General features: G+C 62.5%; 26 protein-coding genes. 13 read left to right on the top strand and 13 right to left on the bottom strand.

Annotation, left to right across the window (positions count from 1 at the left end; translation table 11 throughout):
* Both SD72_RS01140 and SD72_RS01135 read left to right on the top strand, forming a co-directional pair.
* Positions 1-291, top strand: coding sequence for a hypothetical protein (locus SD72_RS01140; protein ID WP_042542567.1), 291 nt, complete (start codon positions 1-3; stop codon positions 289-291).
* A gap of 140 nt (positions 292-431) precedes the next feature.
* Positions 432-686: a hypothetical protein gene (locus SD72_RS01135; RefSeq protein WP_042542566.1), complete on the top strand. Its 255-nt coding sequence runs from the start codon at positions 432-434 to the stop codon at positions 684-686.
* 194 nt (positions 687-880) lie between these two features.
* On the opposite strand, the gene SD72_RS16715 is transcribed toward SD72_RS01135, so the two are convergent.
* The 4 genes from SD72_RS16715 to SD72_RS01115 form a co-directional block, all read right to left on the bottom strand.
* Entirely contained in the window at positions 881-1,789 is a 909-nt protein-coding gene (locus SD72_RS16715; RefSeq protein ID WP_052492369.1) for a GIY-YIG nuclease family protein, read from the bottom strand.
* A gap of 68 nt (positions 1,790-1,857) precedes the next feature.
* Complete coding sequence (locus SD72_RS01125; RefSeq protein ID WP_052492368.1) at positions 1,858-2,394, bottom strand: DUF1643 domain-containing protein; 537 nt, start codon at positions 2,392-2,394, stop codon at positions 1,858-1,860.
* Complete coding sequence (locus SD72_RS01120; protein WP_042542565.1) at positions 2,391-2,969, bottom strand: recombinase family protein; 579 nt, start codon at positions 2,967-2,969, stop codon at positions 2,391-2,393. Before SD72_RS01120 ends, SD72_RS01125 begins: the two co-directional genes overlap by 4 nt.
* A gap of 168 nt (positions 2,970-3,137) precedes the next feature.
* Positions 3,138-4,178: a DUF4062 domain-containing protein gene (locus SD72_RS01115; protein ID WP_042542564.1), complete on the bottom strand. Its 1,041-nt coding sequence runs from the start codon at positions 4,176-4,178 to the stop codon at positions 3,138-3,140.
* A gap of 299 nt (positions 4,179-4,477) precedes the next feature.
* Between SD72_RS01115 and SD72_RS01110 the strand changes: the two genes are divergently transcribed.
* From SD72_RS01110 to SD72_RS01100, 3 genes are all read left to right on the top strand, one after another.
* On the top strand, positions 4,478-4,762 hold the full coding sequence (locus SD72_RS01110; RefSeq protein ID WP_198141815.1) for a hypothetical protein: 285 nt from the start codon (positions 4,478-4,480) through the stop codon (positions 4,760-4,762).
* A 14-nt stretch (positions 4,763-4,776) separates the two neighbouring features.
* Positions 4,777-5,874 carry a HigA family addiction module antitoxin gene (locus tag SD72_RS01105; protein ID WP_042542562.1) on the top strand — a complete coding sequence of 366 codons (1,098 nt, stop codon included), beginning with the start codon at positions 4,777-4,779 and terminating at the stop codon, positions 5,872-5,874.
* 88 nt (positions 5,875-5,962) lie between these two features.
* Positions 5,963-6,880 carry a restriction endonuclease gene (locus SD72_RS01100; protein ID WP_042542698.1) on the top strand — a complete coding sequence of 306 codons (918 nt, stop codon included), beginning with the start codon at positions 5,963-5,965 and terminating at the stop codon, positions 6,878-6,880.
* 551 nt (positions 6,881-7,431) lie between these two features.
* On the opposite strand, the gene SD72_RS01095 is transcribed toward SD72_RS01100, so the two are convergent.
* Entirely contained in the window at positions 7,432-8,013 is a 582-nt protein-coding gene (locus tag SD72_RS01095) for a nitroreductase family protein (RefSeq protein WP_232299595.1), read from the bottom strand.
* A gap of 89 nt (positions 8,014-8,102) precedes the next feature.
* On the opposite strand from SD72_RS01095, the gene SD72_RS01090 reads away from it, so the two are divergent.
* Positions 8,103-8,513: a cupin domain-containing protein gene (locus SD72_RS01090; protein WP_042542561.1), complete on the top strand. Its 411-nt coding sequence runs from the start codon at positions 8,103-8,105 to the stop codon at positions 8,511-8,513.
* Positions 8,514-8,548: 35 nt separating this feature from the next.
* Positions 8,549-9,907 (top strand): MFS transporter, encoded by a 1,359-nt coding sequence (locus SD72_RS01085; protein ID WP_042542560.1) that lies wholly within the window; start codon positions 8,549-8,551, stop codon positions 9,905-9,907.
* 280 nt (positions 9,908-10,187) lie between these two features.
* Here SD72_RS01085 and SD72_RS01080 read toward each other — a convergent pair whose 3' ends face one another.
* The 7 genes from SD72_RS01080 to SD72_RS01050 form a co-directional block, all read right to left on the bottom strand.
* Positions 10,188-10,781 carry a hypothetical protein gene (locus SD72_RS01080; RefSeq protein WP_157000397.1) on the bottom strand — a complete coding sequence of 198 codons (594 nt, stop codon included), beginning with the start codon at positions 10,779-10,781 and terminating at the stop codon, positions 10,188-10,190.
* Between the two features lie 59 nt (positions 10,782-10,840).
* Entirely contained in the window at positions 10,841-13,996 is a 3,156-nt protein-coding gene (locus SD72_RS01075; RefSeq protein ID WP_042542558.1) for a type I restriction endonuclease subunit R, read from the bottom strand.
* A complete protein-coding gene (locus tag SD72_RS01070; RefSeq protein ID WP_042542557.1) occupies positions 13,993-14,742 on the bottom strand; it encodes a TIGR02391 family protein in 750 nt (249 codons plus the stop codon). Before SD72_RS01070 ends, SD72_RS01075 begins: the two co-directional genes overlap by 4 nt.
* A complete protein-coding gene (locus tag SD72_RS01065) occupies positions 14,739-15,920 on the bottom strand; it encodes a restriction endonuclease subunit S (RefSeq protein WP_052492367.1) in 1,182 nt (393 codons plus the stop codon). Before SD72_RS01065 ends, SD72_RS01070 begins: the two co-directional genes overlap by 4 nt.
* On the bottom strand, positions 15,917-17,485 hold the full coding sequence (locus SD72_RS01060; RefSeq protein WP_042542556.1) for a class I SAM-dependent DNA methyltransferase: 1,569 nt from the start codon (positions 17,483-17,485) through the stop codon (positions 15,917-15,919). The genes SD72_RS01065 and SD72_RS01060 overlap by 4 nt, the downstream gene beginning before the upstream one ends.
* Positions 17,486-17,680: 195 nt before the next feature.
* Positions 17,681-18,388, bottom strand: coding sequence for a hypothetical protein (locus SD72_RS01055; protein WP_042542555.1), 708 nt, complete (start codon positions 18,386-18,388; stop codon positions 17,681-17,683).
* Positions 18,389-18,515: 127 nt separating this feature from the next.
* Entirely contained in the window at positions 18,516-18,872 is a 357-nt protein-coding gene (locus tag SD72_RS01050) for a hypothetical protein (protein WP_157000396.1), read from the bottom strand.
* Between the two features lie 815 nt (positions 18,873-19,687).
* On the opposite strand from SD72_RS01050, the gene SD72_RS01045 reads away from it, so the two are divergent.
* From SD72_RS01045 to SD72_RS01035, 3 genes are read left to right on the top strand one after another with little or no spacing between them, the layout of a single operon-like run.
* On the top strand, positions 19,688-20,275 hold the full coding sequence (locus SD72_RS01045) for an antirestriction protein ArdA (protein ID WP_042542553.1): 588 nt from the start codon (positions 19,688-19,690) through the stop codon (positions 20,273-20,275).
* Positions 20,276-20,278: 3 nt separating this feature from the next.
* Positions 20,279-20,500 carry a hypothetical protein gene (locus SD72_RS01040; RefSeq protein ID WP_042542552.1) on the top strand — a complete coding sequence of 74 codons (222 nt, stop codon included), beginning with the start codon at positions 20,279-20,281 and terminating at the stop codon, positions 20,498-20,500.
* A complete protein-coding gene (locus SD72_RS01035) occupies positions 20,497-20,778 on the top strand; it encodes a hypothetical protein (RefSeq protein WP_042542551.1) in 282 nt (93 codons plus the stop codon). Before SD72_RS01040 ends, SD72_RS01035 begins: the two co-directional genes overlap by 4 nt.
* Positions 20,779-20,859: 81 nt before the next feature.
* On the opposite strand, the gene SD72_RS01030 is transcribed toward SD72_RS01035, so the two are convergent.
* Entirely contained in the window at positions 20,860-21,150 is a 291-nt protein-coding gene (locus SD72_RS01030) for a helix-turn-helix domain-containing protein (protein ID WP_042542550.1), read from the bottom strand.
* A gap of 214 nt (positions 21,151-21,364) precedes the next feature.
* On the opposite strand from SD72_RS01030, the gene SD72_RS16710 reads away from it, so the two are divergent.
* The 3 genes from SD72_RS16710 to SD72_RS16700 all read left to right on the top strand — a co-directional run bounded on the left by SD72_RS16710 (position 21,365) and on the right by SD72_RS16700 (position 25,104).
* Positions 21,365-21,961 carry a hypothetical protein gene (locus SD72_RS16710; RefSeq protein ID WP_157000395.1) on the top strand — a complete coding sequence of 199 codons (597 nt, stop codon included), beginning with the start codon at positions 21,365-21,367 and terminating at the stop codon, positions 21,959-21,961.
* Between the two features lie 38 nt (positions 21,962-21,999).
* Positions 22,000-22,872, top strand: coding sequence for a hypothetical protein (locus tag SD72_RS16705; RefSeq protein ID WP_052492364.1), 873 nt, complete (start codon positions 22,000-22,002; stop codon positions 22,870-22,872).
* Between the two features lie 456 nt (positions 22,873-23,328).
* Positions 23,329-25,104, top strand: coding sequence for an AAA family ATPase (locus SD72_RS16700; RefSeq protein ID WP_198141813.1), 1,776 nt, complete (start codon positions 23,329-23,331; stop codon positions 25,102-25,104).
* Positions 25,105-25,948 lie beyond the last annotated feature (844 nt).

Here is a 25,948-nt window from a genome sequence, read left to right as displayed (position 1 = left end):
ATGGCACGAAGAATCATCCACGTCGAGCCCACCGACGAGCAGTGGGCCACCATCGACTACATCTACGCCGGCTACACGCCGTTCCTTGCGCAGATCACCGACGAGAACGGCGAGCCCAACGGTTCGCTCTACGCCGAGCTGATCATCGACGACCACACGGTCCGGCTGTACACCATCGCCCCTGACGGCGAGTTCACTTACGAGGAGCTCGAAGGGCTCAATCAGGGCTGGACGAAGTACGACGAGGACGGCAACGAGGTCGAAAGGGAAGAAGAAGACGCCGATGAGTGACGATCGCCTGCTGCGGAGGAACAGCACCGGGCTGAAACTCGCGGTCAGCTGCCCAGCCCGCGGCGCATTGCCGCACAACCCGTGCACCATCCGCGAGCTCGACCGGAGCGTCACTCCTCGGGTCGCCAGGGACGTCCCCTGTGCCCGGCTTTCACGAGGCCAGGTTCGCGGCTGCCGGGCGGCGGGCGCACGACGCGCCGCTGCCGAGCTTCTCGATCGTCGCCGATGCGCACGACCCGGAGAACGCCGTCATCGTGACAGAGATGCAGCCCGGCAGGCACAGCCGGCCCATCCGCATAGACAAGCACAGCGCCGACCCCGAGCACAGGCTCACCGCCTACCGCCTGGCAGCGGGCTGGTTCGGCAACCTGCCCGCGCGACATGCGATGGAGTGACCATAGAGACCCCGGGGCGTCACCGCCTCGGGGTCTCTGTTCTTAGGCGGCGCAAGGGCCGACTAAGCGCTCGTGATCTCCGGGTACTCCGCGCTCTGTGCAGATATGTGGTTGTGCTCGTCCCCGTTGCCGTCACAGCACTGGATTCTCAGGGCCCGAGTCCACGTTCGGAAATAACCGTAGCGAGAGCGTGCCTATCTCGGCCAGTAGTAGATCGCGTTCTGAGAGCCTCGGGCACGCTCGGGAACACGCCGCCCGTATGGGCCGACCGTTGCATCGAACAGGGGCCCGGAGTCGACAACCTCGACCTGGAATGCGACTTTCGTGATCGTCCGGCCGTTCTTGTCGACCCTGCTCGTGTCGAACTCCCAAGAATCTGGCACGATCTCGAAGAGCGCCCTCGTAACACCCCGATGCAGCGCGACCACGTGCCTGATGCCAAGCCGCTCGATCCTTGATACATCGAGGCTCCACCAGGCCGAGACCGAGTCGCCGATCTCCGCGTAGGCGCGCTTCCTGGCGTCCGAGGCCAGCCATTCGGGACTGTAGCCCACGCGATACCTCATCCTGCCCCCGGCCACAGGCTCGCCCTCAGGATGATCGTCCCAGCCGTTCAGTGTGATTAGAAGCAACGGCTCAGACGTGGTCAGCGGTGGTGCAGCGAAATCCTCGATCAAGGAGGAAAGCAGCCTGACCCCGTGTCCGCGAGCCCGCTCACGTCGAGCGTTCGTGAGCTGGGACGATCGGGAAAGCGGGGCGTTCGAGTGGTCTGCCTCGATCGGAAAACTCATGAGCAGGTCGATTGCGGCCGCTTCGACTGCGGTGTACTCGCTCGCTCGCAATCCGTAGCGCAGTATCCACACCTCTGGCTCCTCGCCGCGAGCCAGAATTGCGTCGATCCTGGCGAGCTTCCTCGATCTGACACCTTCCTCATCGTCTTCGCCGATCGGAATAAGTGCCTCGGCCAGGTGTGCCGCATGGCGCATCCGCTGTCCCTTGCCGACGTAGAACGGAACACCGTCGGCCGGATCTACGAGCACGTACACGTAGGCCTGCAACTCGGCGGACACCTGCTCCAGGACAGCCGAGTTAATATGGTTCACAAGTCCATTCTCTCAAAAGTGACCGACATGACAATCTCCGCGCGTTGCGACCATTTTGGCAGAGGCGCTCACGACAGATACCTCTTCGGCCCGAGCATCGGCAACGGCCGGCCCGGCGGGTGCGGATGCGCCGGGTTCCCCGTCTTGAGCAGGGCGTCGAGCGTGTACGCCCTCACGCTCATCCGGTCGAGCAAGGCCTGCACGTCGGGCAGTGCTCGCCTCAGCGTCGCGGAGCCGCCCATGTTGCCCCAGGCTCCGAGCACCTCGGTCGCGCCCACCAGGTCGAGCACGTGCTGGATAGCGTCGCAGTTCGCAGCGGAGAGCCCCGCATCATACGGCCTGAGCGCCTTCGGCTTGGGAGACCGCTCCGGGTAGAGATTTAGCATGAGCCATCCCGAGTGCTCGCGAGTCGACACGTCGATGACGTGGTTCACAGTCCTGTCAGACTCGGTCTCGCGGGCGTGCGACGGGTTCATGCCGATCGCCACGAACGGCGGCGAGCCCGGCGAGCAGGCAGCGATCCTGCCGAGCGCGAAGCGGTGCCGGGCGTCGGCCGGGTTCGGGTCCCAGAAGTCTGGCTCCTGGCCGGAAGGGTAAACGATCATGCATTCGCCTCAGCTTTTGCGCTCTCTTCCAAGAGCACGGCGTGCACGCTGCCCACGGAGACGTCGAGCACCCGAGCGATGACTCTTATCGACTCCCCCTTCTCGCGGCGCGCAAGAATGACCGCACGCTTGTCGTCGTCGATCACGCGAGGCCGGCCGCCGACCTTGCCACGTTTGCGTGCGGCTTCGAGGCCGTTCTTCGTCTTGCGGCTGATGTCGCGGCGGCGATCCTCCGCGAGAGCGAGAGCAAGGTCAAGGATCAGCGACCGCTCCGTGTGCTCACCAGCGGCGATGCCGTCGAGCACCTTCACCGAGATACCGCGCTCGAAGAGTTCGGTGAGTACGATGAGCCCTTCGAGAAGGTTCCGGCCCAGACGGTCCACCTCCTGCACGGTGAGCATGTCCCCGTCGCGCAGGTAGTCAAGTGCAGCAGTGAGCCCCGGGCGGTCCTTGACCGCGAGCTTGCCGCTGACCTTCTCCTCGAACACCTTGACGCAGATCGGGTCGAGCACGTCGTGCTGTCGTGCGGTGTCCTGACCCTTCGTGCTCACACGCACGAGTCCCACGAGTGCCACGCGCGTCACCTCCGTTCAGAAAACCTGTTCACTATCTACTCCCAACCTTACTGGTTACTGAACGAGTTTTTGAACACTATTTGCACCGGTACAGCGGCTTCGCGGCCACGGTGTTCAGATTCAACTAATGGCCGTTTGTTGAACGAGCCTGCAGGTAGACAAACGGTCTCAGTCGTGAGCACGAACACTGCTCGGCACGGCCCGCAGCGCGACCAGATAATCGTCACCTGCCTGCGTCAGTTTCCAGTAAACGGCTTTATCGCTAACCGTCCGCTTCTTCGTGCCGGTCGTGATGAGGCGCAGCGCCCGCAGCTGGACGATGATCGAACCCCACGACTTGTCCGAGATCTCCGCAGACTCGTTAGACATGTCGTCTGTCCATCCTTCGGGGTCAGCTTGGATCTCGCTGAGCATGTGACTATTGAAGGTGCGCCGCAGGGAGGGTTCTGGTGCTTCGTCGATCATGAAAGGCCCAAGAACTTCCATGATCTCGTCCCACGTGTACTTGAGATCACCGAGCTCTTCGATCCGTCCATAACTGCTGCTGTAGCCCTTGTGAACTAGGGTAACCTCGACCTCTTCCTGGCCGTGTGCAAAACTACTGTCGATCTCCGAAGCTGCGCTTTTGCCAGTCTCGATTTCCTGCTTCTCTAGTTTCGCAATCTTCGCTTCGAGCTCGGCGATTTGGATTCTGGTCTCCGAGGTCATTGCCTGATCGCCTCGCACCCAGCCGGGCCGCGGATTGTTCTTGATCAAGTGCATCAGACCGCGAGTGACCTTCGAGCCGAGATCCTCAGCGTTCTTCCACTCCTTGGTCATCCGCTTCTGGACCTTGGCGCGGAACTCATCGAGCTTCTGCGCAGCAGCCTCGTTCTTGTCCGTCTTGCCGACGGGAATCTCGTCCATGTCGGCCGGCACGAAACCCATTACCGGTATCCCGAGCTCGACTGCGTAGTCGTACTCTTTCTCGGTATAGCTAATACCTTCTTCTGTGACAGATCCGTAGCGGCCTCCGAGGACCACAAGGTAGTAATCGCTCTGCTCGATCACGCCCTTGATCAACGTCCACTGGTCATCGTTTCCCGCGGGGAAGAGCTCCATGCCTGCTGGCATGCAGTCCATCTCCAGCAGAGCCTGCATCACCTCTCGGCGTTCGTCGATGAGGTCGACGAACGTCGAACTGATGAATACCTGATACCGCTTGTCCATAAGCATGATCATATTGGGGCTGTCTTTTTCGCGTTGAGGAACCCGCCACCGGGCAATTTCACGGGCGGGGCTTTCGTGGCGGTTGTAACGACCTGCAATGTGTTGCAGAGGCAACCAGTATTATGCGCCGCAAGCGGACCGGCTTGCGGGCAGAGGTGAGGGTGTCGCGTTGAACTGATGGCGTCAGGGTGTCGAGATCACCAGATCCGTGTCGTCCGGCATAATTGTGAGTATGCCCTGACCTGGACTGTAACGAGATCGGTGACATATACTTGGAACTGCGATTCAAGAATAACAAGTTGGAGAAGCTGTGCAGCAGCGAGCGTGAGATGCAGCGCAAGCGCCCCGATCTTAAGAAGAAGCTGCGGCTGAGGATGAACGCCCTCCGTGCCGCGGATACGATCGGCGACCTGCCGACGGACGATCCCGGTGGAGACTGGCACGATGTTGATTCGATGCGCCCCGACTGCTGGGCGGGTGAACTAAGCGGCAACTGGAGACTTCTCGTGAAGCCCTCTCCGGCCGGCAAGCTCAGCGCGAAACTGGCAACTGTTTTCGATATCGAGGACTACCACAAAAACTAAGGAAAGGAAGGATCGTGACGACTACCGATTACGCGGTCGCTCCCGGAGAGTACTTGGAGGAGTGGATCGAGGATCAGGCGCTCTCGCAGCAGCAGGTGGCCGACTTGCTCGGCAGCAGCCGCAAGCAGGTTAACGAGATTGTGAACGGGCGCGCCCCCATTACCAGCGAGACCGCGATGCGCCTGGAGCGCGTCGTTGGCATCCCGGCCAAAACTTGGCTCAAGTACGAGGCTCTCTATCGAGCTGACCTGGCGCGCATCGCCGACGAGCAGGAGCTCGCATCCCATGCGGACAGCATCGCTCCCGCTGCGGCTTCGTACCTGCGCACCATCGGAGTGACCGAGGCGACCAAGAAGGCTCCTGGGCGCCTCGTTTCGGACTTCCTCTCTTTCCACCGTTGCGGCACCTGGGAAGCCTATGAGCACCTCCATGAGTCGGCACTCAGGGGCGACTACGCCCTCGCGGCTCTCAAGGAATCGGGCTCAAAGCTCGATCCCACTATGCTCAGCGTGTGGCTCCGCGCAGCGGAAACGGATGAAGCTTACGAACGTGGAACGGGGCTCGACTACAGTCCCGAAAAGCTGCGCGCGGCCTTGCCAGACCTTCGCACGCGGGCCGCGGCTCCCGACTCCACGATGCTTCGCGACCTGGCCGGCATGCTCGAGGATGTCGGTGTCGTGCTGATGTCTGTCGAACCCCCGAAGAACTTTCCGCTGCTCGGAATGACCCGGTGGATCGACAAGCGTGTTCCCGTGATCCAGCAGACCGGCCGTTGGGGCAAGGATGGGTTCGTAATCTGGACTTTGTTCCATGAGATTGGCCATGTCCTGGGAGACCCCCGCGGGGAAATGCACTTGGAGTACAGCACCGAGAAGAAGCGCAATAGCGACGCTGAAAAGGCCGCGAACGAGTTTGCACGCCAGACTCTGTTTGGGCCCTCTGGGTTGTCGCCGTTCCGCGGCCTGACCCGCGACGCCGAGATCGCCGCCGCCGCTAAGCAGGTCGGCGTGGCACCAGGCGTAGCTGTGCACCAGATGCATCGACGCCGCATGCTGGGTTATCAGTTCGGTAATCGTCTCTGCGTCGATCTCGCAGGAACTTTTAACGCATAGTAGATTGTCGCGGCAAGATTGCTGTGCCTCCACCTACTGTGATCATGCGATTGAATCGAACGCAGCAGCGCCTGAGATAATGATCTCCATGCCCGAAGAAGCATCGCTCGTCTCGATCTGGCCCGAGTACGTCATCCCTACGCTCCAAGTCCTCTCAGACGGACAAAGCCGCCAGCGCCGCGAAGTATTCGACGCCGTCGCCGAGCACGCAGGCGTCAGCGACGACGCTCGTGCCGAGACGCTCAAGTCTGGCGGAACCCGCTACGAGCAGCGCATGGGATGGGTCCTGAGCCACCTCGGTAAAGCGAAATGGGTCGACCGCCCCGAGCGCGGCCACTACGTCATCAATGACGCCGGCAGAGCTGCTCTTGCGAAATACCCCCAGGGTTTCGACTATGCGCTCGCTCGCGAGGTCTTCGCCCCTTTTTGGCCGGAGAAGGCTAAGACCGCTGCGCTAGCGTCGACGCCTGTGCAACCATCCGATGAGATCTCCGACCCGATCGAGGTCATTGAGGACGCAGTCTCCCGTATCGAGGCGAGCGTCGGTGAGGATCTGCTCGACCGGCTTCGCAATAGCCACCCCGACTTCTTCGAGCAGGCGGTCGTCGACCTGCTCCTCAAGATGGGCTACGGCGGCGCAGCACAGCGAGGCCGGCGCATTGGGGGTTCCAATGATGAAGGCATCGACGGGCTTATCGACCAAGACGCTCTCGGCCTCGAACAGGTCTACATCCAGGCCAAGCGCTACAAGGAGGGCAACAACGTCGGCCGCGAGCCGATCCAGGCCTTTGTCGGGGCATTGCACGGCTTCGGAGCCTCGCGCGGCGTCTTCCTCACGACGAGCGCGTTCACCTCGGGCGCGATCGACTACGCCAAGAAGGTGCAGTCGCGCATCATCCTCATCGACGGCGCAAAGCTCGTCGACCTGATGATTGCTTACCGCGTCGGCGTGCAGGAGAAGCAGAGGTTCAGCGCTGTCGAGGTCGACGAGGACTACTTTGAGTAGTCGTTAGCGGCGGCGCCGCTTCATGGTGGCCTGACCTAAGACCATCCGACAGTTGCGTCCATTGAGATGCGGTCTGCGTCCGTTGGACGCACGGAGACCCGTGCTTTGCGACGTCTGCTCGGGTAGGCTCTGATGGACACGAAAAAGCCAGCGCCCGAGCGATGGGGCTTTGTGAGATGACAGCGAAGATGGCACTTTTTCGCTAGTTGGCATCCCAGTGATTATGCGGAATTTCTCCGTAATCACGTTTGGTTTAGTCGGTGTTTTGCCAACGAAGTTGGCATTGTTTCTGGATGTGCTGCTTCGCTCGCTAGGGCCACACCCAGCCCCTCCTCCCTCGGGCTTGCGATGCGCTCCGAAGGTCAATGGCCCTGCGGCTGCGCCTTGTTCGCGAAACCGCTTCAAAGTACAGGCGAGTTTTTCTCGGGAAACGGCCCAGGTTTCAACGTGAGGTGCGAGAGCAGTCATGCTCTGAAGTAGCATTTGTGAACAAAAAATATGTACATCTTTATGCTCATGTTCACCTAACTCGAGGAGGGTGACCTCTGAGGTTAGGGGAGCATTCCGAGAAACTGATGCGGGTCGAGTGCCGGCCGATTCGATGCCTCCAGGCGCTCTCGGAATGACGGGTCAATGTCACCCACATACAACCACCCCATGAGGTGCTCGTGTTCTTCGAGCCCGTGCATGGCTCGCACTGGGTCGCTGTTCGCGAGCACTCCGGTGCGCCACATCACGCCCCACCCGGCTCGCCACAGTGCGAGTTCGAGCAGGTGCCCGGCGCCAGCCGCAGTCGCGTGTTGCTCCCACTCTGGCACGAGCGGGTGCTCGGTGGAGCTGGCGATGACCGCGATGAGGAGTTCTGCCCGGTATGGCTTGGAATTGCGTTCTCCCGGTTCACGGGTGGTCCCTGCGGCCGCGTCGAGCGCATCGGCTAGACGGCCCCGATCCTCGCCCCGCAACACGATGAGTCGCCACGGGCGCAACGCCTTATGGTCGGCAACCGGGGTGACCGCGGCGAGGAGCTCGCGGAGTTCGTCGTCGGTGGGGGTGTGCGGCCCCACTTTCGACACTGAACGCCTGGTCGCCATGGCCTCGAGTACCTCGTCGTCAAAGAATTTGCCCTGTGTCATCCCTGAACCTCTCCAATCTGAATGTTTGCCGAGCAAGGCCAGCTTATCCTCGCTTGATTACTGCTCGGCCAGGTCATTAGGCTTAAGCAATGACACAAACACCAGATCATGGCCCAAACCCATATACCGTTAACATCGAAGCATCGACCCGTGCAAACACCAATTTCCGCACGACAGTATGGACGGGGGAGCTCATGCAGCTCACCCTCATGTCGATTCCTGTCGGAGGCGATATCGGTCTCGAAGTGCACGACGATACCGATCAGTTCTTGCGACTTGAACAGGGTCGCGGTCGGGTACAAATGGGACCTTCGCCCGAAGAGCTCTCGTTTGATGAAGAGGTCGCCGACGACTGGGCCGTGCTTGTGCCCAAGGGCATGTGGCACAACATCACCAACATCGGCGACGTTCCGATGAAGGTCTACAGCATCTATGCTCCACCGCATCACGCGCCGGGCACCGTGCATGAAACACAGGCGGATCAGGATCACGACCACTGATCGCGGCAAGTGAACACGGGGGCGAGTCTGCCCCCGTGACCGCCAGCGAGTGGTGGTATTCGAAACTCATCCGTCGTTCCCGAGACGCCGAGCAGCGCATGCCCAAAGGGCTGCGCGACAAGGTGGCGTCAAATGGTCTGCGCCAAATCACGGCGGGTGCCCTGCAATCGTCTGGCGATCAGGCGGTCAACGCATCGACGGTGCTGCCCTGGGTGCTCGCGTCACTCGGGGCCCCGGCTGCGTTGACGGGACTTCTCGTGCCGATCCGCGAGTCTCTCTCGATGTTGCCGCAAGCGCTACTTACCCCACTCGTTGTGCGGGTGAAGCATCGCAAATGGATCTTCGTAGTTGGCGCGCTCGTGCAGGCGGGGGCGGTCGCGGTGATGGCGTTCATCGCAGCGCTCGGCTCAGGGCTTGCAGCGGGCGTCGGCATTCTCGTCGCGCTCGCGATCTTTGCGCTCGGTCGATGCCTCTGCTCGATCGCGTCAAAAGATGTGCAGGGACGCACGATTCCGAAGGGCGAACGGGGGCAGCTCAATGGTATTTCAACCACCGTTGCAGGCATTGTTGCGATCACCCTGGGCCTTGCGATCAGAGCGTTTGTGGGAGCGGAACTCGCAGCTGCTCACCTCGCCTGGTTGCTCGCCGCGGGTGCAGCGCTCTGGGTGGGGGTCGCGGTGATCTATGCCGGAGTGCGTGAACCTGCGAGTGAGGAAGCCCCAGAGGCGCAGAGCACCGAGGTCGCTCCAGCCAAACCGTTTCATGGGCTCTCTCAGGCGGTGCAATTGTTGCGTGAAGACGCGCGTTTCAGGCAGTTTGTCGGGGTCCGCGGGTTGCTTCTCGTTTCGTCGCTGAGCCCTCCGTTTATCGTGACGCTGTCGATCCAGTCTGGCGCGTCGAGTCTCGCGGGGCTTGGCGGGTTCATTATCGCTTCTGGGCTTGCTGCGCTCATCGGCGGAAGGCTGTTTGGCAGGCTCGCAGATCGCTCGAGTCGCAAGGTCATGAGTATCGGGGCAGGGGTTGCTTCGGCGATCATTCTCTCGGCCGTGATCGTCGCTACGCTTGCCGAGGCTGGCAGTGCGTCGGCATTCCAATCAGACGCGAGCTGGTGGGTAAACCTGTTCTACATCACGGTGTATTTTGCACTCACGCTCATGCACACGGGCGTGCGCATCGGCCGCAAAACGTATGTGGTCGACATGGCAGAGGGCGATACTCGCACCACCTATGTTGCAGTCTCAAACACCGCAATGGGCATCATTCTTCTCGTCGTGGGTGGGGTGAGCGCGCTGCTCGCGACCGTGCACGTCTCGTGGGCGCTGCTGTTGCTCGCGGCGATGGGCCTCGTCGGCGTCTTTGCAGGCGCAAAACTGCCCGATGTCTCACGCAGTTGAAGTGAAGCCCGTATTGTTCTCAATAATACGGGCTTTACCATGAATTAGGTGAAAGCGCCAGGATGGTTGATCCTTGCCAGCTGATGACAACTAAGCGGATACGTTTACTGTTCCGCTGACGTTATTGATATTGGTGAGCTGTGTAGCTTCTAGCCGCTAACCCAAAGCTACCTCGCGGCTGTTGCCAAGTACTGTGTCAAAATAACGGTTATTGCCAACTTGATTGAGTTATTGCCAACTTCACTGTCACTATTGCCAACTTCGCTGTCAATTCACAGGCTTAGCTCTTCTTCATACGTGCGGCGATTTCGATCGGATCAACTCCGGCACGGATTCCCTCGGCGATAGCCTGCGCATACACGCGGGATTCGCGATGCGCGTTCTCGTAGTGCGGCAGCAGAGCGCGGTTCTCGTCGTCAACGAAGTACAGAATCTCAAGGCCTTCGTGGCGGAACTGCCACTCACCCGACTCCGGCTCCGTGCTTCGCACTCGGATCAAGATGCTGGGCGCATCGACTCCCACATTCCCCAGCTGCCGCATGTTGGGATCGAGCAGAAGCTTGTGCTCGTCAGAGGTCACAACGAGGTGACCCGTGTCGCGCCCGCCTGGTCGGTGGTTCTCCATACCGGCAATCTGCTCGGGACTGAACTTCTTTGTCGCTTTCGGTCCCATCGCAAGCAACGTATTGGACTTCGTCTCCCTGATGATCGCAGCCACGGGACGCGGCCGAAGAGCGTGCCCAAGTTCATCGCCGATCGCAACAAGCAGCCCCGCGGCAGCCGCGCAGTCGGCCTCTATGCCGAAGAGCTCGCCTACGACGCTGGTGGCGGCGCTCAGTTCTTCCTCAGGCGTCCCCCTCTGGCCCACAGACACAAGTCTCCCTTTTCTGTCCGCAGCCCGTTCAGCCTTCAGTCGGCTCGCTTTACCCATACTCAGACTGCTCCGTTGTTGGGCTCCGCACCGACACCGTCGGCAAAAACCTCTGCCTGCTTCAGGACGAGCTCCACAGCCTGCTCCTCGGCGTCCGGTGGATAGTCGTAACGGGCCAAGATCCTGCGCACCTTCGAGCGCATCGTCGCGAGCACCGACTCCTTGAGGTTCCAGTCGATCGTCGCTGACTGCTGCACCGACTTCACGAGGTCCCGTGCGATCGCCTTCAGTGTCTCGTCGCCGAGCTCCAGCACGGCGGAGTCGTTCTGGATTACCGCGTCGTAGAACGCGACCTCGTCCTCGCGAAGGCCCAGCTGCTCGAAGCGGTTCTGATCGTCGCGGACCTGCTTCGCGAGCTTCACGAGCTCAGCGATGATCTCCGCAGTCGACAGAGACCTGTTCGTGTAGCGCTTCACCGCCTCGTCGAGCATCTCCGAGAACTTCCGCCCTTGCACGATGTTCTTGCGCTGCACCGTGCGGATCTGGTCGTTCAGGAGCTTGCGGAGGAGCCCCATCTGGAGGTTCGGCTTGTCTTTGCCTGCGAGTGAGTCCAGGAACTCGTCGCTCAGGATCGAGATCTCAGGTGTCTCGACGCCCGCCAGCTTGTACACGTCGACGACGTCCTCGGCGGCGACCGCCTCGTTGAGCAGCTGCCCGAGCGCTGTGTCGATCTCCACCGCGCCGGAGCCTCCCTTGCCGGAGTCGGGGTTCAGGATCTTCAGGATCGCCGCGCGCACGTCCGTGAACAACCGCACGTCGTCACGGATCGCCGCTGCTTCATCGCGTGCGCCAGCGAGGGCAAACGCCTTCGCCAGAGCGAGCACCTCGTCGTTGAACCGCTTCGTGCGGTCAGGGTCCGCCATCACGAAGTCGAGCACCTTCGCGTACTCTGCGAGCCGCTGAGACGACGACAGCGCTGGCGATGCGTCATACGCGACGCCGTGCAGGATCCCGCGAACGATGTCGTGCTTTTCCAGCATCGCGTTGACGATCTCCTCGATCGGCACGCCCGCCTGGTCCCGGTCGGACGGTGAGTACTCCTGCAAGGCCTCCTGGAGGTTGGCGAACAGCCCGATGTAGTCGACGATCAGCCCGCCGGGCTTGTCGCGGAACGTGCGGTTCACGCGTGCGATCGCCTGCATCAGCCCAGCGCCCTGCATCGTCTTGTCGACGTACATCGTGTGCATCGACGGCGCGTCGAAGCCGGTGAGCCACATGTCGCGCACGATCACGAGCTCCAGCTCGTCGTCAGCGTTCTTCGCCCGCAGCTTCAGGTCCTTGCGCACGTCCTTCGAGTGGATGTGCGGCTGGAACTCGGCAGGATCAGCAGCAGACCCGGTCATGACGACCTTGATCTTGCCCTCCGCAGGGTCATCTGAGTGCCAGTCTGGCCTGAGCGCCACGATCTTCTCGTACAGGCGCACAGCGATCCTGCGGCTCATCGCGACGATCATGCCCTTGCCGAGCATCGCCTCGCGGCGCTTCTCCCAGTGGTCGACGATGTCCTGAGCCACACGATCGAGCCGGGACTCAGAGCCGACGATCGCCTCCAGGCGCGACCAGCGCGACTTCGCCGCCGTCGCGGTGTCTTCCTCCACGGTCTCGGTGATCTCGTCGGCGAGCTCGTCCAGCGCTGCGAGATCAGCGTCAGAAAGCTCGACGCGGGCGAGCCTTGACTCGTAGAAGATCTTCACCGTGGCGCCGTCGTCCACCGCCCTGGTGAGGTCGTACACGTCGATGTAGTCGCCGAACACGGCGCGGGTTGACTTGTCGTTCGACTCGATGGGCGTGCCGGTGAAGCCGAGGTATGTCGCGCCCGGCAGCGCGTCGCGCATGTGCTTCGCGAGGCCCGCCTTCAGCCTGCCATGGCGGTCGAGAGTCTCGCCGAAGCCGTACTGGCTGCGGTGCGCCTCGTCGGCGATCACGACCACGTTCCTGCGGTCGGTGAGTACCGGATTCGCGTCTCCGTCCTCGCCGGGCGCGAACTTCTGCAGCGTCGTGAACACGATGCCGCCAGACGCGCGCTTCAACTTCTCGCGCAGATCAGTGCGAGTACTGGCCTGCACCGGAGTCTCAGGCAGGATGCGCGCCGGTGCGAAGGTCTCCCCGAACAGCTGGTCGTCGAGGTCGTTGCGGTCGGTGATGAACACGAGCGTCGGGTTCGCCATGCGCGGGTCGCGCATGATCTTCGCCGCGTAGAACACCATCTCGAAGCTCTTGCCCGAACCCTGCGTGTGCCACACCACGCCGCCCCGCCGGTCGCCGTCAGGGCGCGAGGCGGACACCGTGGACTCGACCGCGGCATTGACCGCCCAGTACTGGTGGTACTTCGCAACCCGCTTCACGAGCGTTCGCGTCGGCTGACCGGTGCTCTTGTCGGTCACGGTCTCGTCGCTGAACACGACGAAGTTCTTCAGGATGTCCAAGAACCGCTCGGGAGCAAAAACACCCTTGATGAGCACCTCAAGCGCGGGGCGGTCGGTCACGACCTCGCGGCCCTCGATGGTCTTCCAAGGCGCGTAGTGCTCGAACGCGCCGGAGTAGCTGCTCATCGCGGCCGACATGCCGTCAGAGATCACCGTCACCGCGTTCGGCACGAACACCGACGGGATGTCCTGGCGGTACGTCTGCACCTGGTTCCACGCTGATTTGAGCGTCGCATTCTCCGCCGCCGGGTTCTTCAGCTCCAGCAGCGACACAGGCAGGCCGTTCAGCATGACGAGCACGTCGGGGCGGCGGTTCTTGCCGTTCTCGATGATCGTGAACTGGTTGATCGCGACCCAGTCGTTGTTGCTCGGCTCGTCGAAGTCGACGAGCTGGAGTCGCGTCGTGCGCAGCGTGCCCTCGGCGTCGCGATGCTCGACCGGCACGCCCTCGACGATCAGCTTGTGCACGCGAGCGTTCTCGTCGATCGCGCTCTGCGACTCGGCGCGCTGGAATGACTTGATCGCCTCGGAGATCAGCGTAGGGGGCGCGTCGGGGTTGATCCGCCGCATCGCCTCGCGGAGACTGCCCCAAAGGATCACGTCCTCGTACGAGTCGCGCTCAGATGCAGCCTCGCCTGGCGCGATGTCCGGTCCGTGCACCACGGCGTAGTCGAGGTCCGCGAAGTACTCCAGGGCAGCTTGCTCGACGACGTTCTCGTTGAAGGAAGTCATGATGCGGTCTCCAGACTCGACTCGTCCACCCACCGAGCGAGCACGCTGAGAGCAGCGAGGTACTCCAGCGCTTGCTGCTCAGGCATGTCCACTTCGGACTCATGGGCGAGCGGGTTGCGAATACCAGCGAAGACGCCTTCCGCGAGGCTTCGTGCGCCCCGCTGCGCCGATTTGAACGTCTTACTGCTGTCGTCTTTCATCCGATGCAAACGAGGGCTATTCGGTGCTGGTGGTTGCTCACTGAAGGCCTGTTTGAACAGATCGTCCTCGCTGAGATCGCGACGACCTAGCTTGTTCTGCGTCTCGGCGTTCAATTTGCGTATGGCACCCTCGACTGCCTCGCGGTAGTGGCCCGAATACCAAAGCGACGATGCCCCGAGCCAGATCCAGGAGTGGAAGTCACCTGCCGACACACGAGGTGCTGCGTCACCGAGCTTTTCTTGAAGCTCGGCCTCACGTTCGAGGGCAGCGATCCCCCTTGCAGCCCAGTCGCGCAGATGCTTCCATCGTGCCTTGCCCTTCGCTTCTCCGCGCTTACCCTCCGCGACACGCCATTCGGGCAGCGCGCGGTCAAGGATCTGCTCGGCGACGTAGGCAAGCTCGGCGGCTTTAGCGTCAGGAACACGCTGATATGTACCGAGCATGACCACTCCGCTGCCTGGGCGATTGTCATACGCCACCTGATCGGTAGCGTGGACGAACTCTCTCAGAGAAGTAATCGCCCACTCGACGTCAAGCGCGCTCATACAGCCACCTCTGAGACGGGTACGCGGATGTGCCCGGACAGCAACTCAGGCAGGAGCGCGTCGCGGAGGCTGCTCAGACGGTCAGACTCGATACGCAGGCTTTCGGAGCGCATCAACAACCCGAGCGTTGTCTGCTTCACTTCCGGCGCAGCACCTCTGAAATCTGGGACATTGATCGTGAGTAGGTCATCGGGCCGCACTCTTTGGTGGCTCCCCGACGTGCCCGTCACACGCTTCGGTAGTTCCTCACGGAAGAACGGATCACGCACCGCCAGCCACACGGCTGCCAACTCCAGGGCATCTTCAGACGTCAATACGAGGAACTCAGTAGATGCAAGTGCTGACGTCTCTGCCTCAGCGGAAGCCCACCAAGTTCGATTGAATCGCGGGTTGAGCCTGGAGATAAGAATCGCGCTCTTCGGCACCCTGAGCTTGTTGCTCTTGATCGACGCTGCACCGACACGCTCGGGCCGAGCCCCGGAGTCAAACGCCGGAAGACTGAAGTGGTCAACGGGTGCATCACCAAGCTTGAGCGGATTAACCGAATCCTTGATTGAAGTTGCGATATCCCCCAGAGGCACATTGGGAAGGTCTGCGCCGTTGCTCTCCGAGATTGCATCAAGCAAGTCGGAGATCGTCGCGACCGCCCGCCGGTTCGACTCGATCTTGTCGTCGAGTGCGCCGAGCGTCGCCGCGATCGCGCGCTGCTCTTCGAGCTTTGGAAGAGCGATCGAAATAGCCCTCAGGTCACGAAGGCTGATGTAGGGCGCCATGTCAGTTTGTGTAGAAACACCAAATGCCTGCTCCCAAAACTCGGACCCTCCGAGCCAGTAGTACAACCACCTTCGATCTATCGTTTCGTCGAGTACCCGGAAGAAGCAAACCTGGGGTGAGTAAGCAAAGCTGGTTGCAGACTCCGGCACGATCGCGCGTCGTCCGACCGTCCCTTTCGTGGTGAGGAGGACATCCCCGGGTTCGGAAAGCTTCACGCCAATGGCACGACGATAGTCTTCGCTGATTCGGTCCTCGGATTGGGGCGCGAGGAAACCATCACCGATCTCAGCCACACGAAGAATAGGGATTCCTGAGGGAGTAAGCTCAGACTGCTTGGTCCGGTACCCGTCATTGACGATGAGGGATCCACGTCGGATCAGTTCGGCAAAGGTCGTGGCGGTCATGATCGCAGCCCACCCAATCGTTGCCGTACCACTTCCTCCAGCTCGCGCCCACGCTCGAACTCTGCGAACAGCTCAGTTGTCAGGCGCTCAATCTTCTCGTCGATCGGCTCGTCGTCGGCTTCTGCCTCTTCGGCACCGACGTACCGACCCGGCGTGAGTACGAAGTCGTGCTTCTCGATCTCCTCGATCGTTGCTGATTTCGCGAATCCGGGCACGTCCTCGTACTCTCCGTCGTGGTTGCGCCACTCGTGGTAGGTGTCCGCGATCTTCGCGATGTCATCGTTAGAGAGTACGCGCAGGCGGCGCGACTCCATGTCGCCGAGCTTGCGAGCGTCGATGAACAGCACTTCGCCCTTGCGAGCGCGGTGGCCGTTGCCGTCGCGGCCCTTGGACACGAACCACAGCGACACCGGGATGCCCGTGTTGAAGAACAGCTTGTCCGGCATCGCCACGATGCAGTCGACGAGCCCTGCTTCGACGAGCCGCTGCCGGATCTCGCCCTCGCCGCTGCTCTTGGATGATAGCGATCCGTTCGCCAGCACAAAGCCAGCTGTGCCGTTCGGTGCCAGGTGGTAGACGAAGTGCTGTACCCATGCGAAGTTCGCATTGCCCTGTGGCGGCGTGCCGTACTTCCAGCGCGGGTCGTCCGCGAGGCTCGCGTCCCACCAGTCGGAGACGTTGAACGGCGGGTTCGCGATCACGAAGTCAGCGCGCAGATCAGGATGCAGGTTCTCGGTGAACGAGTCGGCCGAGCGCACGCCCATGTCCGCCTCGATGCCGCGCAGCGCGAGGTTCATCTTCGCGAGCTTCCACGTCGTGTCGGTGAACTCCTGCCCGTACACGGAGATGTCAGTGCGCTTACCGCCGTGAGCCTTCACGAACTCAGCAGATTGCACGAACATGCCGCCAGACCCGGCAGCTGGGTCGTACACGCGGCCCTTGTAGGGCTCCAGCATCTCTACCAGCGTCTTGACGACCGAGCGTGGCGTGTAGAACGCTCCCGCGTCCTTGCCTGTCTCCTTGCCGGCAAACTGGCCCAGGAAGTACTCGTACACACGGCCGAGCACATCGTCGGCTCCGTGGTCATCGGTCGCGGTGAAGCCGATCGAGCCGATGAGGTCGACGAGCTCGCCGAGGCGCTTCTTGTCAAGACCGTCACGACCGTAGTTGCGCGGTAGCACGCCCTTGAGCGTCGGGTTCTCTTTCTCGATGAGGTCCATCGCGGTGTCGATGAGTTCACCGATCTCCGGCTGCTTCGCCGAGTCCTGGATCGTGCCCCAACGCGCCGCGGACGGCACCCAGAAGACGTTCTGGCTCGCGTATTCGTCGCGGTCTTCCAGGAAGCCGTCGATGCGCTCGGGCTTGATGCCCTCAGCCGCGAGCTCGTCCTTGAGCTGTGCGCGGCGCTCCTCGAAACGGTCGGAAATGTACTTCAGGAACACGAGGCCGAGCACGACGTGCTTGTACTCGCTGGGCTCCTGGTTGCCGCGCAGCTTGTCCGCGGCGTCCCACAGGGTCTGCTCAAGGGTTCGTTGGGGCTTGGCCGAGGCCGACTTTCTCGCCATATTTTGTTAGCTCCTTCGCGCGCTGTCGCGCTTCCAGATGAAGTATCAGGTGTTAGGAGCGATCCTATCGAGGGCCTACGACACTGCTAAGCGAAGTACCCGAACTGCGCTGGCGATGCCCCGGGTCGTGGGGCTCAGATCATTCGAGAGCCAACGCAACGGGCAGGAAGTATTCTGCTCCCTGCCCGTTGTCGCTCAGACCGATGCCGGCGCCTGCTGCATCCGCTGCTGGTAACTGTGGATCGCGTGCCACTCAGGGATCATCAGCCCGTGCTTCGCGAGCACACCCCAGTAGTTCAGCGGGTCCTCTCCGCCCGCTCCAAGCTTCGCTGCGCGCTCCATGGTGAGCTCCACGAACCGACGCTCGTCGCGGGCGAGGCGTGCCTCGTACTCGACGCGAGTCTCGTCGTCCAGCTCGTCGGGCTCACGAATGCAGTCCTCGCAGTCCTCGTCCTCATCTGCGAGGAGTCCGAGCATGTCTTGAAGCAACTCGATCTCGCCGTCCAGATACTCCAGTTCTTCATCAATTTCCGCGACCAGCCCGTACGCTGCCCCCATGGCATCGCTCGCGGCAGCGATCTCGGCGACCTCGGCCGCCAGCACCAACGCGCCGCGGTCCTCAGGGTCCCACGGGATCGGCGCGGTCGCGAGCGCGTCGATCTCGTCCAGAGCTGCGTACCTCGCCACATCAGCGGGCGAGCCGTCCTCGAAGTCGGACGGGGTCCGTATCCAGGCGTGCGACGCCTCGGAGCAGGCCTGCAGCGCTGCGCGCACTGCCTGCTCGTCGCCGGCGTGCATCGCCGCCTCGAACTCGCGGTGCTTGTCGCTCATTGTCTGGATTGCGCGCAATACTGCGTCGAGCTGCATCTGCTCGGCCTGTGTCGTCTCTGCTGTCTTCGTCATGGTTATGCTCCGTTCTGGTTCTTTGCGCTCTTGCGCGAGGGCCTCGGCGACTTTCGCCGAGGCTGTGTTTTCTCGTCGGGGGCGGCGTCCTGTGCCGCCCCCGGTTGTTGTTGCTCTCTGGCGCGCGCTACTTCACCGCGATCATCGAGCGGCCCTTGAGCTTCTTGCCGTGCTTCAGCAGCACTCCTGCGAAGGAGAGCTCGATCGCCAGCCACATCTCCAGCGCCTCGGAGGCGGCGCTCATCGCTTCGTTGATCGCGCTGGGGTCGCCCCATGCTTCGGCATCGTCGAGCTCAGCGAAGTGTTGCTCCACGCCCTTCCGCATGGCCTTTGCTCCGGCCTCTGCGATCGTGATCGTTCCGGGCGTGTCCATCGGGATCGCGTCGCGAGGCACCACAACGATCAGCGGCATCTTGCCCGTCGGATCCTTGCGAATCTTCATGTTGTCGAATGCGAGGTTCAGCTGCTTATTCGTAATAGTCATGTTCATTTCCTCTTCTCGATTTGCTGCGCGCAACACTCATCGCAGCGCGCTCGTCTGGACGAGTGCGTCTCACCCGTCTCACATGCTTTTTCGGGCGCGGCGTCATGCCGCGCCAAGCTCTGCTGCTCGCTGTGCTCGTCACAGCGCTCGCTTCGCAGGCTCCGCCAGGGGCGCCGGGCTCGCAGAGGCAGGCGCTTCTCACCTGTCTCACCAGCTTCTCGGGGCGGCAGTGTTGCCGCCCTGTGCTCTCTGTGTTGCTGCCTGGCTGCGATCACCGCAGCCAGGGGCCTGTCGCACGCGTGTGCGCGTGCTGTACCTCCCGCGCGGCGTCCGTGCCGCGCTCTGTGCATCTCGCGCTCGCGCATGCTGCGCGGCGACTCGTCCACCCGATCCGACGCTCATCGCGTCGGGGTAGGGCTTCAGCTGGCCGCTTCCGGCGACCACCTATGACAGCTTCTGAAGGAACTAGACTTTAGCTCCTCTGCCTCAGCGGGATTCCCTTCTCAAGTTTTCCCCCGGGCAGTGCTCTGCACTGCCACACACGAGCCGGAGTAACCTCTGCAAAAACAGCTCGTGAATCGTCATGATGCCCGTCCCGGGTATCGATTAGTGAAGCTAAAGTCTAGTAAGCAAAAATGTGACAGAGATGTGAACACTCCGTCACTGTTCTTTTTCGTTATTGGATCGTTACCTCTTCTGTTCCTCTGCGGAGCAGCACACCACGCGGGGCCGCCCCGCGCACGCGGGGCCGGGAGCTCTCTGGACGAGCAGGGCACTTCCGCCGCTGCTCGCGCACGAGACCGGAGGACGCTCCCATGGCTACTACTACTACTACTACTACTACTGCCAGTAACAAGACGGCGCAGACGCCCACCGTCTGGCTCGGCTGCATGTTTCATTTCAATGCCGGCTATCTGGTCGGCGACTGGTACGACGCCGCAGAAGCAAGCACCGTGACCGTCGCCGAGCTGCACCGCGGCACGGGCCTGAGCCCTGCCGGCTGCGAGGAGCTCTGGTGCTACGACACGGAATACATGCTCGTCGACCGCGAGATGAGCCCCCACGAGGCCCAGCAGCAGGCCGAGGCTCTGCTCGCCGTGGAAGAGCACCTGCGCCCTGCCCTGCGGGCCTGGGTCGCGAGCGGCGACTACGTCGCCGAGGGCGACGGCAGGAGCGACGTGCCTGCCCTCGGCGATTTCCACGACCGCTACTGTGGGAACTGGGAGTCCTTCGAGGAGTACGCGGCTGATCTCGTCGACAGCACGGGGATGCTGAACGGCGTTCCCGAGGAGGTCGCGCAGCACTTCGACTGGAAGAGCCACGCCCGCGAGCTGGCGCACGACTACGCTGTGCTGGGCGCTCAGGCTCCGGCATCCGGCGTGTACGTGTTCAGGAGCTGCTGAGCCATGTCTGCCAGTGAGATCGCCGATGAGAAGTGGCAGCGCTTCTGCCTCGACTGCGACCCGCCCCAGCTCTGCACGAGGGAACTGCTGTTCTTCCCGGACCTCGGCGCGTACAGGGTGAGGGTCTGCCCCGAGCACGGCGCCTGCGCGATGGAGACCGTGCTCGCAAAAGGCGACGCGCCCCGACCCGGCGCATCAGGGTCGAGCATGGGAGCGCTGCCATGACCGCAACCCTTGAGCGCGAGCTCATCATGCAGGAGGAGTGCACCTCCCTCAGACACCACGAGCTTCAGGAGCTCCTCTCCGCAGCAGAGAGGGCTGCGCACCTCTCTGTGTCTGTCGAGGACCTGCTGCGCCTCCTGGCGGCCGTCCATGCCCAGGTGCACGCCTGCAGGAAGGCAGTGGTAAGCGAAGCCCGCGCGATCGGCTTCAGTGACGGGGAGGTGGCGCGGATGTTGAAGATCCACGTCAATGACTTCGTGTCGCGGTTCCCCGCGGCATAGAAGCAGACAAGCAGGGACCCCGAGGCTAGCCACAGGGGGCTCTGCTTGCAGCCATCACAGCAGGTGCGATGGCAGCAACCTCTACTGTCTACTGCCTCGCCGGCCCTTCGGGTTTGCATCGTCAGGCCTGACTCGCACAGCGGGTAGCTCGTCATGGACCTCTCCAGAGAGCAGAGCGCCCGCGTCGAGACCCAAGAAGCCGGCGTACTCGTCGAAGGTGTCTAACGTCACATTCCGCTCGCCCCGCTCAAGTGCCGCGAGATAACGGGGGGTCACGCCGATCCTTTCGGCAAGCTGCTCCTGCGTAAGGCCCCAATGGTTCCGTTGCGCACGGAGCCCCTCGCCAAGCCGGCCCCTCAGTGTTTTTCTCACCCTTCAACATTTTCGACAGGAACGTGACCGTACCAGGTACGGATACGTTCCTGTTTCTTATAGGATCTGCTGATAGACGAGCGGGAACGACGCCCGTCAGCAGAGACGGGAGCCCCCGCCCGAGCGCCTCGCCCGCGCCGGGAGACTCCAGCCCCGAACGGCCCGCACTGCAGGCGACTTCACACAAGAACAGGAAAGAGGCCACGCCATGTTGGTGCCAACGAAGAAAAAGACCATCGCGACCGTCGCCGCGGCGATCGCCCTGCTCGCGGCCCTCACCGGCTGCTCCACCGAGAACACCAAGACCCCCAACGAGACCGTCGCGCCCGAGCAGACTCAGACTCCTGAACCCGCCCCCGAGGCGTGGGTCCCCGAGGGTCCCGCTGACGACTGGACCGCGCTGCACGAGGGGCCCGACGGCATGATCGCCGACGGCACGTCCATCGGGCTGAACCTCGTGGCCTACGCGGGCGGTCACCCCGCCAACGACGGCGTCGTCGTCGTCCCCTGGGGCGTCGAAGGTCCCGCGAAGGGCGAGTGCGGCTTCGACGAGGCCCGCGCCGGTGCGCTCCACGAGATCGAGGACCGCACCATGTACATCGCCGAGTGGCGAGTTTCCTACCAGGAAGGCTTCGACACCGTCAACGCCGAGGGTCAGCACGTCGCGAAGATCGCGATGGGCGACTGGGGCTATGGCCCCGTGCTCGTGCGCGCGGGCTGGGCCAAGGACACCGGCGGCCAGTACACCGAGGACCAGACCATCGCTCAGCAGGCCGGTTCCGGCCTCTGGGCCACCTGCTGGGCTGAGTAGCCCGGCAAGACACAAGAACATCACAGACAAAGAAGGAGGTGGCAGCCATAGCTGACAAGAGCAGCAACACCGGCGACACACAAAAGAGTGCCGGCGCGAAGAAGAAGAAGGCGATCATCGCGATCGCCGCAGCAGTTGCGCTCGTGCTCGGCGGTGGCGTCGCATCCGCCGTTGCAGTGAGCAACTACAACGCCGAGACGCAGGCTCTCTGCGTGACGGCTACCGAGGGCGCAGCTCAGTCCCGCACGACCGCGAAGACCGCACAGCAGGGCGCTGACGCGGCACTGACGGCCGCAGAAAGCACCACGCTCCCCGAGAGCGCCGCGGGCACCAGCACCAAGTACGCCGACCGCAAGGCCGTCGAAGAGGTGAAGGCTCAGAAGGCCGAGGGCGACAAGCCCGAGGTCAAGGCGGTGCCCGCTCGCCAGAGCGGCGCCGACTTCGTAAAGGACGTCACCGACGCCAAGGCGGAGCTCGCCAAGGCCGAGAAGGTGCTCGCTGACACCTGCGAGACCCGCGAGGACGCCACGGCGATCGACGCTCAGGTCACAGCCGTGACCGACGCCGCGAAGAAGCTCGACGCTGCATCCACTGCACTCACCGAGGACTTCGCCCTCTTCCAGGCTGACGAGGCTGCTCGCCTCGCCGCGGAGAAGAAGGCTGCCGAGGAGGCTGCAGCAGCGGAAGCCGCTCGCCTCGCTGCCGAGCAGGCCGCGGCCGAGGAGGCCGCTCGCCAGGCCGAGCAGGAAAGCTGGGACAACAGCTACGACGACTACTACGGTGGTGGTGGCGGCGGTGGCAGCACCGGCGGCGGTGGCGGTGGCGGCGGGACCATCATCGTGCCCCCGAACGGAGGCGGCGGATGCCCTCCGGGCATGTCCCAGTCTCCGAACGGACAAGGCTGCTCCTAAACCCAGAACACCCCGCAACAGCGATGACGACCCCCGAGGGAGAGATCCCTCGGGGGTTTTCGTTGCACCCGACGCGAGAAGTCGCTTCGCGCACTGCCGGTTCTGTCTCACACGACAAGCAGCCGCGAAAGACTGTGACGCCACAGGCGTCACGGGAGGAACAGGGGATGCTAATAGGTATCTCCTAGTTCAGAGACACGTCGATAGCCCGGAAACGAATTGCGCTGATTTGACACGGTTGGTGGGCTCCCGCGCACCGACTTCACATCCGGCTTCACGATGTGACTTTGCTTGGGACCCTAGCTTCCCGCGCACTTGGCAGGTATCTCGTTATCTGTAGCTCTCGGCCCGTCTTCCGCCTGTATTCTGACCACCCTCGATATCAGCGCCTTCCCTGTAGCTCTCTGGTCACGAGGCTGCATGCGGGGTTCGGGATACACCGTTACTGGAGGTCTCATGCCCACCACAGCCACCCACTCGATGGACACCATCGTCAACGAGTTCGAACTCTTTGACAACACCACACACTCACGGTCTACCGGCTACAACGCCCTGCGCAACACCCGCGCCGTGGAGTCAGCATCGAACACACGTCTGCTCGCACCCAGCCACCAGTTCCATCGCCCAGACCTCGCTCACGAAACCGCTGCTCAACTGCTCCGCACGAAACCCCAGATCGTCGCCGTCACTGGAAGACCCGGTGTCGGTCGCACCGCATTTCTTGCTGAGGTCGCTGCAGTCGTGCACGCAGCACACTCCACCCTTCGCTTGCGCGTCGCGGAACTGCCCGGTGGTGATTCTGGGACCGAGCTCGCCGACATGATCGACGTGTTGCACGCAGAAGGCCTCTCCGACTCGACGGTGCTCGTGGTCGATAACATCGACCTCCGTTCCGACATGCACACGGACACGAAACATCTGGGGGTCATCAGCCTGCTCAACAGCTACGCGAACGAGTACGGCCTCCGCAGCATTCTGGTGTATGACGAACGCAAGTACGCTGAACTTGCCGAAGCTGAACCCGTACGCATCTCAAAGCTGCATCGCGTACAACTCGAGCCCCTCCCAAACGAGGCGCTGACAAGGATCGTTGCCACCGAATCACTCGCGCTGCCACAGCTCTCCCACATCAACACGGAGATCACCCCCGCCGTCATCGAGCACGCACTCACACCGCCAACGCCGACAGATGCCTACGTGCACCCGCGGCTCGCGTTAGAGCGCATCGACACCGCGATCGCACGTGCACAGATCGAACAGCGAACCACCCGAGTGCAGCTGACACCAGACCACCTCGCACTCGCGGCTCTCCCCGCCGCGAAAACCGCGACCGAGCTGCGTGACCGGCTCACCGAAGTCGTCAGAGGGCAAGACGCCGCAATCCACACGGTCGCCGATAGGCTCGCCCCGGCACTGTCCGGCCTCACGCTACGACCAGAGCGCCCCCACGGGGTGTTCTTGTTCGCTGGCCCATCCGGAGTCGGCAAGACCGAGGCTGCGAAACAGCTCGCACGAACCGTGTACGGCACCGAAGAGGCCCTCATCCGCCTCGACATGAGCGAGTACAGCACGCACGAAGACTCCGTCATGAAACTCATCGGTGGGCACCGAATCTGGAAAAAGAGCAGCACCGAAGGACTCCTCACCACGAGGATCATCCAGCAACCCCGCACCGTGCTCCTGCTCGACGAGTTCGAGAAATCCAACCCAATGGTCTGGCCGCTGTTCCTCCAGATCTTTGACGAGGGGCGCCTCACCGACGGCTGGGGAAATACCGCCTCGTTCGCTGAAACAATCATCATCATGACGTCGAACCTCGGCGTCAGGGAAGGAGCAAAACCAGGCACCGGGTTCGGCTCCACACACACATTCGACAGCAGCCGCCAACTCCAAGAAATCGAACGAGTGCTCCCGCCGGAGCTGCTCGGCAGAATCACCGAGACGATCTGCTTCGACCCCCTCGACGAGAACGCGATCCAGCAACTCGCGCACGACGAACTCGCACGCCTGAGCGGCCGCCTCACAGGCATCGGATGGCGACTCGACTACGCACCAGAGGTCCCGTCGTGGCTCGCCAGCCACCGCAGAAACCCCGCACTCGGTGCACGCCACCTCCAGAGCAATATCGAACGCGAACTGCTTCCCGCGCTCGCACGAGAAGCATCACGAGAGCTGATGGTCACTATCCGCGACGGAAAGATCCACACGCACCCGATCCTGGATCACTACTAATTACCCATCGAGCGAGCCCCTGCAGCACAGCGCTGCAGGGGCTCATTTATTTCACCAAATGAATACCCCCGAGGCACACGCCTCGGGGGTATTCATTTTCACCGCACCGGTCAGCACCAACACAACACACGTCCAAGACATTGCCAACGCGCCACCGAGTTATCCACAGGCTCAGCGACAGGGTCGCAGAGGCCGTGCGACAGTCCCGCTGCAGTCCTGGGGACATCCCCGCGACGGAGGCGGCGACGTCCCCAGAGGCAGGTCTGTAGCATGCGATGTGACCCGTCTGCGACGGGGGTGCGTTGCAGCGATGAAGCGTGCGATGAGGAGACCGTGCAGAGCCCGGTCTCGCGCTGGAGAGAGGCAATGGTCGCAGCCTTCGGGGCTGCGGTCGACACGGAAGAGTGAGCGGAGGCGCCCCGGGGGCGCCACCGCTTCTCAGCGCTTCGCGCTACACAGGCGCCCCGGGACCAGAGGTCCCATAATCCTGGGCGCCCGTGCTTCCGCGTCTTTCCAACGAAGTAGCGGGGGTCAGGCACCTAGGCTCTACCGAGGCCCCTCCGGGGCTACCCTAGGCACCTAGGGCCGAGGCCCCCCGCAACTTCGTTGATTCTCCAGCAGATTCCATACCTGTTTCACCGCTAAGGCGGCGAAACGAGGTAAGTAACGAAAAGAGCATAAGGGGGCGTGGTCCTTCGCTGCGTTTATCCACTCGCTGCGCTCCTGTCTAAACTTGCTTCGGAGTTGGCATAGCCAACACGCCTTCGTCGACGTCTCAGACCTCGCTGCGCTCGGTCTTCGCCGTCTCCTCACCCGGTCTCGCTGCGCTCGCCGGGCCCTTACT

This window comes from Leucobacter komagatae, assembly GCF_000834055.1.
GTDB lineage: Bacteria > Actinomycetota > Actinomycetes > Actinomycetales > Microbacteriaceae > Leucobacter > Leucobacter komagatae_A.
This window is presented reverse-complemented; position numbering and strand designations above follow the sequence as displayed.

What these genes read in the sequence shown, in the direction of transcription:
- SD72_RS01140 (WP_042542567.1), top strand. Translation starts at nt 1, where the DNA reads ATGGCACGAAGAATCATCCACGTCGAGCCCACCGACGAGCAGTGGGCC.
- SD72_RS01125 (WP_052492368.1), bottom strand. Translation starts at nt 2,394, where the DNA reads ATGATCGTTTACCCTTCCGGCCAGGAGCCAGACTTCTGGGACCCGAAC.
- SD72_RS01115 (WP_042542564.1), bottom strand. Translation starts at nt 4,178, where the DNA reads ATGGACAAGCGGTATCAGGTATTCATCAGTTCGACGTTCGTCGACCTC.
- SD72_RS01100 (WP_042542698.1), top strand. Translation starts at nt 5,963, where the DNA reads ATGCCCGAAGAAGCATCGCTCGTCTCGATCTGGCCCGAGTACGTCATC.
- SD72_RS01095 (WP_232299595.1), bottom strand. Translation starts at nt 8,013, where the DNA reads ATGACACAGGGCAAATTCTTTGACGACGAGGTACTCGAGGCCATGGCG.
- SD72_RS01090 (WP_042542561.1), top strand. Translation starts at nt 8,103, where the DNA reads ATGACACAAACACCAGATCATGGCCCAAACCCATATACCGTTAACATC.
- SD72_RS01075 (WP_042542558.1), bottom strand. Translation starts at nt 13,996, where the DNA reads ATGACTTCCTTCAACGAGAACGTCGTCGAGCAAGCTGCCCTGGAGTAC.
- SD72_RS01070 (WP_042542557.1), bottom strand. Translation starts at nt 14,742, where the DNA reads ATGAGCGCGCTTGACGTCGAGTGGGCGATTACTTCTCTGAGAGAGTTC.
- SD72_RS01065 (WP_052492367.1), bottom strand. Translation starts at nt 15,920, where the DNA reads ATGACCGCCACGACCTTTGCCGAACTGATCCGACGTGGATCCCTCATC.
- SD72_RS01060 (WP_042542556.1), bottom strand. Translation starts at nt 17,485, where the DNA reads ATGGCGAGAAAGTCGGCCTCGGCCAAGCCCCAACGAACCCTTGAGCAG.
- SD72_RS01055 (WP_042542555.1), bottom strand. Translation starts at nt 18,388, where the DNA reads ATGACGAAGACAGCAGAGACGACACAGGCCGAGCAGATGCAGCTCGAC.
- SD72_RS01050 (WP_157000396.1), bottom strand. Translation starts at nt 18,872, where the DNA reads ATGACTATTACGAATAAGCAGCTGAACCTCGCATTCGACAACATGAAG.
- SD72_RS01045 (WP_042542553.1), top strand. Translation starts at nt 19,688, where the DNA reads ATGGCTACTACTACTACTACTACTACTACTGCCAGTAACAAGACGGCG.
- SD72_RS01040 (WP_042542552.1), top strand. Translation starts at nt 20,279, where the DNA reads ATGTCTGCCAGTGAGATCGCCGATGAGAAGTGGCAGCGCTTCTGCCTC.
- SD72_RS01035 (WP_042542551.1), top strand. Translation starts at nt 20,497, where the DNA reads ATGACCGCAACCCTTGAGCGCGAGCTCATCATGCAGGAGGAGTGCACC.
- SD72_RS16700 (WP_198141813.1), top strand. Translation starts at nt 23,329, where the DNA reads ATGCCCACCACAGCCACCCACTCGATGGACACCATCGTCAACGAGTTC.